The sequence below is a fragment of the Aeromonas sp. HMWF017 genome (assembly GCF_003061465.1).
GTDB lineage: Bacteria > Pseudomonadota > Gammaproteobacteria > Enterobacterales > Aeromonadaceae > Aeromonas > Aeromonas veronii.
The window spans coordinates 1-12,524 of sequence record NZ_QAJD01000004.1 but is presented as its reverse complement, the minus strand read 5'-3'; the positions used below and the strand labels follow the sequence as shown (position 1 = coordinate 12,524).

The following is a 12,524-nucleotide window of genomic DNA, read 5'->3' as shown; positions in this document are numbered from 1 at the left end:
GCTGGTGACCCTGCTACCCGCCGATCGCGCTCAAGGTTTGCTGGAAGATCTGGCCGACTGGGGCCCGGTGACCACCATCGTCGAATCTGAAGGTTCCATCTTCGAGGTTAAAGCCCCCTTCCCGAAAGGCAAAGATGCACGCGGCTACTACAACCTGATGGGCCGCGACGGTGAGCTGCATGGTCACCTCAAACTCGACAACGTGGCGGGGATTGCGCTGGTCAGCAAGCTGTTCATGGGCAAGGAGGGGCACTCCTTCCAGTTCTTCGGTCACTCCGGCCGCTGCATGTTCAAGGTCTATCTGGGTCGCGACGAGAAACGTCAGCTGCTGGCCGATCAGGTCACCCGTTTTATGGCGCTGCGCCACAACTCTCAAGAGGAAGTCAAAGCATGAGTGAACGTCAGGAGCGTCTGCAGAACCGCCTGCAACCGGAGATCCGCGAGTTTCGCGATAGCTGCCGCACCCTGCAGCTCGCCACCGTCGATGGCGAAGGGAATCCCAACGCCAGCTATGCCCCGTTCGTGCTACAGGAAGATGGCTACTATGTGCTGATCTCCGAGATCGCCCGCCACGCCCGCAACCTGCAACAGGTGCCGCGGGTATCCCTGATGCTGATCGAGGATGAGAGCGGTGCCCGCGAGCTGTTTGCCCGCAAGCGCCTGACCTTCGATGCGGTGGCTGAAGTCGTTGCCCGTGACGACGCTCGCTGGAGCAAGGCGGTGGCGGCACTGGAGGGGCGTTTTGGCGAGATCATCAAGGGTCTCTCCAACCTCAAGGATTTCAAACTGTTCCGCCTCAAGCCGGAGCAGGGGCTGTTCGTCAAGGGCTTCGGCCAGGCGTTCGCGGTCTCCGGTGACGAGCTGGTGGATTTCGTCCATCTGGTGGAAGGGCACAAGCGCATCGACAACGGTGCCGAGCTCACCAGCCCGGCCGATGCGCCGGTCTGAGGATCCCTGTCGACCACGACAGCCGTCATAACAAAACGGGCAGCCACTGGGCTGCCCGTTTTTATTGCGTTATCTCATCCGGCCTGTTCAATCCTGCCAGGAGGTCTTGTTGGGAAAAGCGCGACGATCGGCGTCGGTGGCCGTTTCGTTGCACTCTCCCCGCACCTTCCAGGAGGTCTGGCTCAGCACTATGTAGCCCTGGCGGCAATACTGCTTGGTCGCCAGGGTCTCGGTCAGCAGGTTCTCCTGCAACGCCTCCCGCTGCTCCAGCAGCCGCTGGCTCTGGGCCGCCGAGAGGCCGCGTGGCAAGGTGTCGTTGGGCGCGGCTTCAAAGGTGAACCGCTTGCTCCCCTCCTCGTTGATGTGGGTCAGAAACAGGGGTTCCGGCCCGTCATACTTCTGTCCGGGCAAGCTGGAGCAGGCCGACAGCAGGGGAACAATCAACAACAGGGTGGCAGACAACAGGCGCACAACAGACTCCAGTGAGAAACGAGGCGAGGCTCGCAGATTAGCACGGCTGCAGGGCGGGTGTTACTGCCAGCAGCTCGTCGGTGGTGAGCAGGGTCACACTGCGCCCCTCCGGCAGGCTGAGGTGGCGCCACATCCAGTGATGGTGCTCGGTGATCTGGGCCGCGCTCAGATGGGGGCGATCAGCGGTGGTGTGACCATCGCTCAACACCAGCACCTCGTACCCATGGGAGGCGGCACTGCGCACCGTGGTGTCGACGCAAAAATCGGTGGCACAGCCACAGAGAATGAGTCGATCGACCGGCTGCTCGGCCAGCAGGAAGGCGAGCTCGGTGTCGAGAAAGCTGTCACAGGCCGTTTTGCGCACCCGGCTCTCTCCCTTGGCCGGTTGCAGCGCACTGTGCAACTGCCAACCCGGTGTGCCCGGTTCCAGTTCAGTACCGGGGGGCGAGTCATGCTGGATATAGATGACCCGTCCCTGTTGCTGCCTGACATGGGCCGCAGCCCGGTTGATATTGGCCAGCACCTGCTCCTGGCGGTAACGGGGCTCGTTGAACAAGCCTTGCTGCACATCGATGATCAGTAACACATCCATATTTTACCCGCCGTTTCCTGGAAGATTAGGGTTGCAGCCACTGGCTGCAGTCACGACTGCGGGATTGATGCAGCGCGCCCATATCTTGCTTCATCTCGTCACTGTTTTGCCAGCGCTTAGGCAGCGGCATGATGGTTACCTGCACATCGGCTGCGGGATCTGCAACAGAGGTCTCATCTGTGCGGGGCACGACCAGCGCCACCTTGAGGGCAGGATTGCGGCTGGCGATGCGACTGGCGAGCCCAAGCCCCCCCTCGACGTGGAAATTGCCGGCGATATGCATGATCTGCTGGCCCGGGTGCTTGGCGAGATAATCCACCATGCTCTCGGCCATGGTGTCATCCCAACTGGTCTGAGCGGCGAAGCGGCGGGCATTGCTGTCGGCGTCGCCGTGGTGCATGGAGGCCATAAATTTCTGGCGATAGGGGTCATCCCCCAGCATCAGCTGGCGTGCCAGCTGGCTGCGACGCGACGCGGGCAGTTTGTCGAGCCACTCAGCCCCCTCCTGACCGACACAGCTCACCAGCGGCTTGGGGGCGTTGGCGGCGATCACCGGCATCTGGTGAGCCTTGGCAAACTCTACCAGCGGGCGGTAGTCGCTCGGATAGTTGGGCCAGGCGTTGCCTTCGCGGATCAAGGCCGATTCACCAATCTGGTTCGCCAGATAGGCATCCAGCGTCTTCTGATCGGCGCGGCTGAACTGCTCCATGGAGAGGGCCAATGGCCGACCGTGCTGCTGACCTGCGGTGTAGAGCCCGCTCAGCAGGCGCGATTGCAACAGATGCACGGCGGGATGGCTGTGCAGCTCACCCACCAGAATGATGTCGGCGTCGGCAATGCGCGCGATTGCTTGCTCCAGCGTCAGGTCTGCGTCTCCTTCGCCGCTTAGCCGGTAGTCATAGAGCGTTTGCAACTGTGATGACACGGTTGGCTGGGTTGGGGTGGCACAGGCTGCCAGTAGCAGCGGCAGGGCGAGCAGGGGAAGTCGTCTAATCATGGGATCTCACGGCTGATATGCCCGGATGCCGGTGCATCTCGGGGGGCTAATAGAGAATAAGGGCAACACAGGGCGACAGTGTAAAACCAATTTGGTTCAAAACAAATGAGAATGATTTCGTTTCTTGTTGATCTTTGTCGAGAGCCGGGTAATATGCGGCCTGTTTGATAACAGTTCTCAATAAGGATTCGCTGTGACCCATCATAACGCACTCTCTCTGGTTGCCCTCGCCGTGGCGGCCGGTCTCTCCTCCCAGGTCTTTGCTGCCACCCAGAAGGCGGATGAAGTCGTGGTCGTCAGCGGCTCACGGATGGAGCAAAAACTGGAAGATGTCTCCGGCCCCATCTCGGTGATCACCGCCAAGCAGATTGAAGAGCAGGTCGTCACTAATGTCGCCGACCTGTTCCGCTACGAACCCGGTGTGACCGTGCTCGGCGGTCAGGGGGATGCGCAGACCTTCGTCATCCGCGGCATGGGGGAAAACCGGGTCAAGGTGGTGCGCGACGGTGTGCGCCAGAACGATGCCTACAGCAAGGGCGGTGTTGGCCAGAGCTACTTTGATACCGACATGATCAAGCAGGTAGAAGTGGCCAAGGGGCCGGCGTCTGCCGCCTACGGATCCGATGCGCTGGGTGGCGTGATTGCGATCACCACCAAGGATGCCAGTGACTTCCTCAAAGGCAAGGACAGCTATCTGGATGTGACCAGTGGTTACGCCTCCAGCAGCCACCAGAAGATGGCGGGCTTTACCGGCGCCCTGCGCACTGGCGAAGTGGAGAACCTGCTGCGCTACACCTGGCGCGATGGCGGTGTGACCCAGAATTTCGACTCCACCAAGAACGACTTCGACATCGGTACCCACGCCCTGCTGCTCAAGAGCAAGTGGAACCTCTCCGATGAGCAGTTCCTCAAGCTGACCGTTGACTACCTGACCGATGGCGAGGAGCCGGATGCGGTCAAGCTCAACAAGGTCGGTACCGGTACTGCCCGTGTCTTTGATCAGCCCATCACCGACAAGCAGACCGACAACCTGTCTGTGGTGCTGGATCACGGCATCGCGCTGAATCAAGGTTGGGCTGATCGGATGGATAGCAAGGTTTACTTCGCACGCACCAAGCAGACGCTGGATCAGTACGCCTCATCCAAGTATCCGGTCAGCCCCGGCAACCCCTATGTGACCAAAAACTCGCTGGATCACAATGTGTTCGAGCAGAAGAACATCGGCGCCCAGTTGCAGTTTCACAAGGCGGTCGCCAACCACCGTCTGGCCTGGGGGGCTGAATACGAGCACACCGACAACGAACGTACCCGTTACAAGGGGCCGACGACTCCCGGTGATTTTGTCGGCTACAACGAGCTGAGTTTCCCGGCTACCACCAGCGAGCGCAGTGCCCTGTGGGCCTTTGACGAGATCAAGTTTGGCGAGCGCTGGGTGCTGACCCCGGGTGCCCGTTATGACTACTACCGGATGACCCCGGACAACGATCCAGCCTACACAGGCGACAAGCTGCACAAGTTCTCCGAAGGGGAGTTGTCACCCAAGCTGGGTCTGGTGTTCAAGGCCCACGAGGCGGCCAATCTGTTCGCCCAGTACAGCCACGGCTTCAAGGCCCCCATGTATGACAGCGCCTTCTCCACCCTGAACCATCAGGCGTACGGCTATCGCATAGAGCCCAACCCGAACCTCAATCCGGAGAGCAGCGACGGCATCGATCTTGGCGTGCGTGGCAGCAGCAACGGCTTCAGCTATGAAGTAGCCAGCTTCTACAACAAGTTTGAAGACTTCATCGAGATGGTGGAAGTGGGCAAAGAGGGGCGCACCGCCGTCTACCAGTACCAGAACCTGAGCAAGGCGACCACCAAAGGGGTCGAAGCCAAGGCGGATTACTGGCTCAACGATATCGTTAATGTCTGGGGCAACCTCGCCTACATCGAAGGCAAGGATGGGGATGGCAACTACATCAACAGCCTGAGCCCGCTCAATGGCTCGATCGGTTTGCGTCTGGAACAGTCCCAGTGGAACTTCAACACCGCGCTGCGCTTTGCTGACGACATGGACAAAGTCCGTAAAGACAGCAAAGGCAACGATTACGTGAAGAGCGCCGGATGGGGTGTGGTGGATATGTACGCCCAGTTCAACCCGATGACCGACCTGCAGCTCAACGTCGGGGTCTTCAACCTGTTTGACAAGGAGTACACCAGCTACGAGCGCATCGCCGGTCGTGCCGAGGGCTCCGATAACAGCATGATGACCGAACCGGGCCGCAACCTGAGTGCACGGGTCAAATACGTATTCTAAAAAGACAACACACGCAGTGATCTCGGGCTGTTGCCCGCACCGGATCCCCGCCCTGACAGGCGGGGATTTTTTATACATGTAGCCAGGTGTGAGGTGACCCGCTCAAGCCATGTTATTCATTGGCTTCGCCTTTTCTTTGTGTTGGCGAGATATTATGCTATTTGATTCGTTGTTAATGAAATTTAGTAATTCTTTACAATGGGTGTGCCTCGCTTTTGACTTCGACATCGCACTTTTTCCTCGACACCGCCGATGCACTTGAGCTGATTACCCGCTTCAATGAGGCCTCTGACGAGCAGACCATAGTGACTCTGTTGCGAACTCTGAGCCAGCAGATGGGATTTGACCACTTCCGGCTGGGATTCATCTTTCCCAGTTCGATTCAGCGTCCTGATGTGAGGATTTTCAACGGCTGTCCTGTCGAGTGGGTGCAGGCCTATGACAGACAGCGTTTCTTTGCGGTAGATCCCGTTGTGCGTAAAGGAATGAAGCAGAGCACCCCAATCCTTTGGGCCAACCTGATCTCCGAGTGTTGCGCTCAGCAGGACATCGCTGGGTTGGAAGTGATGCGGCAGGCACAAGAGATGGGGCTGCGCGACGGGATCACGATTCCTTGGCACGGGGCGAATGGCCATGTTGGCTTGCTGTCATTGATCACTCGTACGCCACGAACCGAACATCAGTGGCTGACGGCTATTCCCTTTTTAAGCTGGCTGGCGGTGCATGTCTTCGAGGCGGTGGCCCGTGTTTGTCTTGCCGTGAAGCTTCCTCAGGAAGATCTGACGCTACGGGAGCTGGAGGTGTGCCAATGGGCCGCCGAAGGCAAGCAAGTGAGCGATATTGCCCAGATCCTGGGGATCAAGCCCAGAACCGTCACTTTCCATCTTGAACGGATCGCGGAGAAGCTGGGGGCAAGCAGCAAAAATCAGGCGATATCCTGGGCACTGATGCAGGGGATTGTCAGACTGAACATTGACACGGCACAAATCGAAAATGTGGATGATAACAGTGCATGATGCTGCCTAACGCAAAAGCTTGCTCATTACGTAGATGAAATTACTGAAAAGGTCAGTTTTGCCAGTGAATGTGATGACATTGCGCAACTTATTGCACCCATGTGCGTCGAGTGGGAATTGATGCGGCCTAACTTGTTGATAAATAAGAAATAAAAAATGGCATGGACGCTGCTAAGTGTTGGTCGAGTGCTATCTCGTTTAACCAATCTATTTAGGAGCATACACATGCCAACTCCATGTTATATCAGCATCGAAGGTAAAACTCAGGGCAACATCACCGCTGGTGCCTTCACCTCCGATTCCGTCGGCAACATCTTCGTTCAAGGTCACGAAGACGAGATGCTGGTACAAGAGTTCCAGCACGTTGTCACCGTCCCGACCGACCCGCAATCCGGTCAGCCTGCCGGTCAGCGTGTCCACAAGCCGTTCAAGTTCACCGTGGCGCTGAACAAAGCCGTGCCGCTGATGTACAACTCTCTGGCTTCCGGCGAGATGCTGCCGAAAGTGACCCTGAAGTGGTACCGCACCTCCGTTGAGGGCAAGCAGGAGCACTTCTTCTCTACCGTGCTGACCGATGCCACCATCGTTGACATCGACTGCCAGATGCCGCACTGCCAGGACCCGGCGAAGTCTGACTTCACCCAGCTTATCCAGGTCTCCATGGCTTACCGCAAGATTGACTGGGAGCACACCGTTGCCGGTACTTCCGGTGCGGACGACTGGCGCGCCCCCATCGAGGCGTAAGCCTTGCTTCGGTACTTTGGTATTCCTTGTAAGTAGTAATGTGTCTTTGAGCCGGTTGTTCAACCGGCTTCTTGTACTGTGCATTTTCTCCAGCCTGGCCAACGGGTTGGCTGGAGCTTTTCTGTTTTGCCATCCCCCTGCCGGGGTTTGATGCCTTGCCGGTGAGTGCGGAGGGGCGGAGGGATGGCAAAGCACTAAAGGGTGTCCTGTGATGCAGACCCGAACCGCTCGTAACCAGTTAACCCCCTTATCTTTGGAGGCCCTTGCGGCACCGGAGAGGGCGGTAGCGTGGCTGCGCGGCGAAGGCGTGTATGGGCGCGAGAGTTGGCAAGGGCTCAGGCACAGCTTGGCCGTGACAAGAGGGGAAAGCCATGGCTAATCAAACCGGATTGCAATTTACCGTCAAGGTAGGGGCGTTGCCCGAGATCACCTTCGTGGTGGCCAGCTTCCAGCTGGATGAGGGGTTGAACCGGCCGTTTAATCTGCAGTTGGAGGTGGCCAGCAGCCAGCCCGATGTCGACTTTGGCGCCGTGCTGGACCAGCCCTGCGAGCTGATGGTGTGGTACAACGGCGAGCTGCAACGCCGGGTCTGCGGGGTTGTGAGCGAGCTTGGCCAAGGGGACAGCGGCTTTCGCCGTACCCGTTACCGCATTGAGGTGAAACCCGCCTTGTGGCGGCTGGGGCTGCGCCAGAACTCACGTATCTTCCAGGCCCAGAAGCCCGATGAAATCCTCAGCATCCTGCTGCAAGAGCACGGCATCACCGACTACGCCTTTGCACTCAAGAATGAGCATGCCCAGCGCGAATACTGCGTCCAGTATCGGGAAACTGACCTCGATTTCGTGAACCGCCTTGCTGCCGAAGAGGGCTTGTTCTACTTCCACGAATTCGAAGCAGGCAAACACCGCATTGTGTTTGCCGACGACGCTGCGGCCCTGACTGCCGGCCCCGAGCTTTTCTTCAACCTTGGCAACCGCTCGCTGGAACAAGGCCCTTACGTGCGCCAGTTCCACTACCGCGAGGCGGTGCGCCCCTCGGATGTGGAGCTGAAAGACTACAGCTTCAAGACCCCGGCCTATGGTCTCTCCCACAAGAAGCAGGGCACAGAGCTTTCGCATCAGCGGTACACCTATCAGCACTTTGACTACCCGGGCCGCTACAAGCAGGACCCGAGCGGCAAGGCCTTTGTCCAGCATCGGCTCGATGCGCTGCGCAATAACGCGGTGGCGGGCAGTGGCAAGTCCAACAGTGCCGCGCTGCTGCCGGGCCAGCACTTTTCATTGACCGAACACCCCAACGGTAGCCTCAACACCGACTGGCAAATCGTCCATATCCGCCATACAGGTGAACAGCCGCAGGCGCTGGAGGAAGAGGGCGGCAGCGGCCCGACCGTCTACCACAACGAATTTGGCGTAGTGAAAGCGAGTACCACCTGGCGGGCCCGCATCGGCAGCCCCGAGGCACCCCACAAGCCGATGGTGGACGGCCCGCAAATCGCCATCGTGGTTGGCCCTGATGGGGAGGAGATTTACTGCGACGAACACGGCCGGGTGAAGCTGCAGTTCCCGTGGGACAGATACGGCAGTTCCAACGACCAGAGCTCCTGCTGGGTGCGAGTGAGCCAGGGCTGGGCTGGCGGTCAGTACGGCATGATGGCCATCCCCCGTATCGGCCACGAGGTCATCGTCTCGTTTCTGGAAGGAGACCCCGACCAGCCTATCGTCACCGGTCGCACCTACCACGCCACCAACCGGCCGCCGTATGAGCTGCCCGCCAACAAGACCCGCACCGTGCTGCGCACCGAAACCCACAAGGGCGAGGGCTTTAACGAGCTGCGTTTCGAAGACCAGGCGGGGCAGGAAGAGATTTACATCCACGGTCAGAAAGACCTGAACGTGCTGATTGAAAACGATGCGGCTTGGCATATCAAACACGACGAGCATCGCGACATCGACTTTGATCGGGTAACCCGCATCAGAAAGGTGCCGGGCAAGGATGGTGCTCCGCCCAGCCTCGGTAATGACCACCTGACAGTTGAAGGTGAAAAACGCGACCACATCAAGGCGGACTATTCGCTGACGGTGGATACCTCCCTGCACCAGAAACTGGGCCAATCTCTCTTGGTGGAAGCGGGTGAAGAGGTGCATATCAAGGTGGGTGACAAGCTGGTGCTGGAGGCTGGATCCGAGATCACCCTCAAGGGGGGGGGCAGCTTTATGAAAGTTGACCCGAGCGGCATCAAGCTGGTGGGCCCCGCCATCAAACTCAATGCCGGCGGCAGCCCGGGATCAGGCTCTGGCTGGGCTGGTCAGGCTCCCGTTACTCCCAAAGGGGTTGAGGTGGTCAAAGCCCCAGAACTGGTTGAACTGGTCAAGGCCATTCCTACCGAGAAGGCGATGGAGGCGCTCTTGAAAGACGAGAAGCCCGCTGCGTTTTACCTCTTTTCTGAATAAGGAGAAAGCATGAAGTTTGCATTTCCCATCCTCACAGCCACAGGGGAAGAATTCAAAGATGTCAAAGCCCTGACTGCACTTATTAATGGCGAGAAATCCGGTCATTATCTCCTGGGCAATCACAACAAGTGGCATGGCGGTATTCATATCAGCGACCAGAGTGCCCCTTGGTGCAAAGATAAATATCCTGTCCGAGCCATTGCTGACGGCAAAGTTGTGGCTTTTCGGATGATGAAGGATTATCTGACCTCTGAATTTCAGGGGGAGTCACTGCGTTATTCCAACTGCTTCTGCCTGGTCCAACACGAATATTGTGAAATAAATGCAGAAACAAAAGCTAAAAATGAGTTCACCTTTTATTCGCTCTATATGCACCTGTTGCCTTGGGATAAGTACCAAAGCACCAAGAAGCTGGTATTGAAAAAGGGTTGGAATGCTCGCAATTCTGTCCCCCATAGGAATCCCAATGCAGAGCAGCAGCGTGCCGATGCTGCCTTGCCTCGTTTCACTTTGCCTAAGGATACCGAACTGGAGATGGATAGCAGCATTCCCCCCAAAAAGGGGAGTGTTGGGGGCAAGGAGTATGATTTCATCAAGGTAAAGATCAAGAGCAAGCTGTCCAATGCCCAGATAAAAGAGGCTGAAAAGGCTGGTGTATTGGTCAGTGAAGGAAGTTCAGTCTGGATCGCCAATAGCCCGGATGCCGTGACCTTTATCAAACCCAATGTGCCCACCTGGCTATTCGATCAGATAGATGCAGAGCTATTGAAGGACATGGCTGGGCGTGCAGATCCTGTCTTGGATGATAAAAGTGGTCGCTTGATGGCTGGCAGTGGCAATGTCTCACTGCCAGCTGGCACCAAGTTGCAGTATGATGCCCACCAACTCGACTTCCATTGGATTGGTGATAAAGCGCGCAAGATGGCCAGATGCAAATATGTCATGCCGAGTGGGAGTGGCGCTCAGGGGAATTGTGGTCTCGCCTGGGTGGGCGTTGAAGATGAATTTATCAAAGCTAAAAGGCTTCCCCCCTCCCATCTCGACGAGCTATATGTGCTGCCATCTCCCGTGGCAATTGCTGCAGGTGAAACCATAGGCTATCTCGGCTTGGTGGAAACACCGGGGTCCCTGATTGGGGGTAAGCAAAGCAAGCATCAGGTCCATCTTGAGGTGTTCACCCAGGATCCCCGTCTGTACGATGTTCTGGCCAACAAGGCGGGAACGAAAGGTGGTGCAACCTATGCCAAAGTGCCTGCCGATTTGATCCTCCATGAGAAGAAGAGTGAGGCAGGCAAAGCCAAGTGGATGGCGACCAAGGATAAAAGCAAGGAAGTGCTGGTTGAATCCCCCAAGATGGAAAAGGATGCGGCCAAGCAGGAATGGGTCTGTGTCTCATCAGATAAATATGTCAAGAAAGAACAAGTTGAGTTATTGAGTCAGCATGACTGGCTGAAGATCGGTTTTAAAAAGGTCGATGGTTCAGGCTCTGACGGCTATCTGGATCCCGATGCGCCGCCTTCCCTTTTTACTGATTTGGTGAAAAGCTTTGATAAGAATAAGGATGGCAAGCTGAGCAGCGGCGAAATTCATGCCGCTTTGAGCAATCCGAAAAACAGTGAGCAGTTGCACAAGCTCATTGTCAAACATCTCAGCGAGTGGTATGAAAAGTCTTCAGCCAGCAGTTATCAATGGCTGGATAAGCTTATGACCAAGATTGGCCTGCCAAACTTTGATTTACTGGTTGATCATGAAAAGCAGCGTATCGATAAGCTGGAGTGGATGCAGAGTGCGACCAAGTTAAAGCTGGAGAAAGAGGTTTGGCATTTTTCACCAATAGGAATAATGGCATTAATAACAGAGCAGCACCCAAGTGGAGATACAATCGATTTTAATACCACTCTTGGGATTTATAGAATTTCTAAAAAATCTGCGGAATTTATATTGTCTTGGGAAGCATACATGCCCAAACCATATGTCCCCAAAGGAGATCAGTCAAGTGGCGTTACTATTGGGTATGGGTACGATTTAGGACAACAAGAAATCTCATCAGCACGGACTATGTTGAGTGATTATTATACGGCTCCACAGGTGGAGCGTTTGTTAACCGCAATTGGTAAAAAAGGGGATAATGCAAGAGCTATTGTTCATGAATTATCTGACATTTCAATTGATAAAGAACGAGCACTAGATATGGCAATGCGTTTAAAGGAACGATACTGTCAAGTTGTTGTCAACACTTACCCACAAGCTATTAACCTACCTCCAGATAGTGCTGGTGCCATATTGTCATTGGTTTATAACAGAGGTCCATCATTAAAAAAACCGAAAATAGGGGATCCAATAGATAGTCGTCGTGAAATGAGAGAAATAGGCGATGATTTTTCTAAAGGGAATATTAAAAACATACCTGCCAGACTAAGGAGTATGAAAAGGTTATGGGCTAACCAGCGGGGCCTAAGAGACCGCCGTGAAGGTGAAGCTAAATTTATTGAAGAAGAATTGGCTGGGGGAGAATGATATGACTAGTATTTTAAGTAGGTTACTGTTCATTTTTATTTTTTTGTTTTCAACATATGTACATGCGTGTGGTAATAACAACAATGCAATTGTTCAGGGCCCTTTCAGAGATATATCCTTCAATGAAGGATATATCTGCTTTCAAAGCACTTCAGATAAAAAAGATATAGAGTTTTATCTTGGGTATGAGTCACCTAAGGGAACGCAAAATCATTTGATTGATACTTTTTATCATTCAGATGCACCAGTGGAATTAATGTCTGTTTTTTTTGTTCCTGTAAATAAAGAGAGGAATGTTGCTATACTTCTTCGCTGGAATGTAAATTATGAAAATAATGGTATAGAATATCCTTATTTTTATGAAATTAAAACATATCGAAAAAGTAAAGAAGGAAAGTATAAACTAAATTTAAGTTCAGAAACTGATGATGCTCTTTCTGGTTATCAGATTATAAAAAATGGTAAAATGCAAAATTATGCATTAGAT

11 protein-coding genes are annotated in these 12,524 nt (G+C 55.1%); 8 read left to right on the top strand and 3 right to left on the bottom strand.

Going from position 1 to position 12,524, the window contains the following annotated elements; genetic code table 11:
- Both hutX and hutZ read left to right on the top strand, forming a co-directional pair.
- Positions 1-394: heme utilization cystosolic carrier protein HutX (hutX, locus tag DBR30_RS00265; protein WP_258224242.1), on the top strand; the 394-nt coding region annotated here is incomplete at its 5' end.
- Positions 391-948, top strand: coding sequence for a heme utilization protein HutZ (gene hutZ / locus DBR30_RS00260; protein WP_005335257.1), 558 nt, complete (start codon positions 391-393; stop codon positions 946-948). The genes hutX and hutZ, both read left to right, overlap by 4 nt.
- Positions 949-1,035: 87 nt before the next feature.
- Here hutZ and DBR30_RS00255 read toward each other — a convergent pair whose 3' ends face one another.
- From DBR30_RS00255 to DBR30_RS00245, 3 genes are read right to left on the bottom strand one after another with little or no spacing between them, the layout of a single operon-like run.
- A complete protein-coding gene (locus tag DBR30_RS00255; protein ID WP_108542258.1) occupies positions 1,036-1,419 on the bottom strand; it encodes a hypothetical protein in 384 nt (127 codons plus the stop codon).
- Between the two features lie 37 nt (positions 1,420-1,456).
- Complete coding sequence (locus DBR30_RS00250; RefSeq protein ID WP_005348211.1) at positions 1,457-2,011, bottom strand: cysteine hydrolase family protein; 555 nt, start codon at positions 2,009-2,011, stop codon at positions 1,457-1,459.
- Between the two features lie 25 nt (positions 2,012-2,036).
- A complete protein-coding gene (locus DBR30_RS00245) occupies positions 2,037-3,008 on the bottom strand; it encodes a ChaN family lipoprotein (protein WP_108542257.1) in 972 nt (323 codons plus the stop codon).
- Positions 3,009-3,201: 193 nt separating this feature from the next.
- On the opposite strand from DBR30_RS00245, the gene DBR30_RS00240 reads away from it, so the two are divergent.
- The 6 genes from DBR30_RS00240 to DBR30_RS21035 all read left to right on the top strand — a co-directional run.
- The gene (locus DBR30_RS00240) at positions 3,202-5,307 is read left to right on the top strand and encodes a TonB-dependent hemoglobin/transferrin/lactoferrin family receptor (protein WP_108542256.1); all 2,106 of its coding nucleotides are present in this window, start codon (positions 3,202-3,204) and stop codon (positions 5,305-5,307) included.
- 305 nt (positions 5,308-5,612) lie between these two features.
- The gene (locus DBR30_RS00235) at positions 5,613-6,323 is read left to right on the top strand and encodes a LuxR family transcriptional regulator (RefSeq protein WP_258224241.1); all 711 of its coding nucleotides are present in this window, start codon (positions 5,613-5,615) and stop codon (positions 6,321-6,323) included.
- A 225-nt stretch (positions 6,324-6,548) separates the two neighbouring features.
- Positions 6,549-7,067, top strand: a complete 519-nt coding sequence (gene hcp1 / locus DBR30_RS00230; protein WP_005332563.1) for a type VI secretion system effector Hcp1 — start codon at positions 6,549-6,551, stop codon at positions 7,065-7,067.
- Positions 7,068-7,438: 371 nt separating this feature from the next.
- A complete protein-coding gene (tssI, locus tag DBR30_RS00225) occupies positions 7,439-9,520 on the top strand; it encodes a type VI secretion system Vgr family protein (RefSeq protein WP_108588142.1) in 2,082 nt (693 codons plus the stop codon).
- Positions 9,521-9,529: 9 nt separating this feature from the next.
- Complete coding sequence (locus tag DBR30_RS21135) at positions 9,530-12,037, top strand: pesticin C-terminus-like muramidase (protein ID WP_181363456.1); 2,508 nt, start codon at positions 9,530-9,532, stop codon at positions 12,035-12,037.
- A 1-nt stretch (position 12,038) separates the two neighbouring features.
- Positions 12,039-12,524 (top strand): hypothetical protein (locus DBR30_RS21035; protein WP_146181338.1); only part of this gene is annotated, 486 nt, incomplete at its 3' end.

Bases quoted from the DNA above. Each gene is read 5' to 3' on its own strand.
- hutZ (WP_005335257.1), top strand. From the start codon at position 391: ATGAGTGAACGTCAGGAGCGTCTGCAGAACCGCCTGCAACCGGAGATC.
- DBR30_RS00250 (WP_005348211.1), bottom strand. From the start codon at position 2,011: ATGGATGTGTTACTGATCATCGATGTGCAGCAAGGCTTGTTCAACGAG.
- DBR30_RS00245 (WP_108542257.1), bottom strand. From the start codon at position 3,008: ATGATTAGACGACTTCCCCTGCTCGCCCTGCCGCTGCTACTGGCAGCC.
- hcp1 (WP_005332563.1), top strand. From the start codon at position 6,549: ATGCCAACTCCATGTTATATCAGCATCGAAGGTAAAACTCAGGGCAAC.
- tssI (WP_108588142.1), top strand. From the start codon at position 7,439: ATGGCTAATCAAACCGGATTGCAATTTACCGTCAAGGTAGGGGCGTTG.
- DBR30_RS21135 (WP_181363456.1), top strand. From the start codon at position 9,530: ATGAAGTTTGCATTTCCCATCCTCACAGCCACAGGGGAAGAATTCAAA.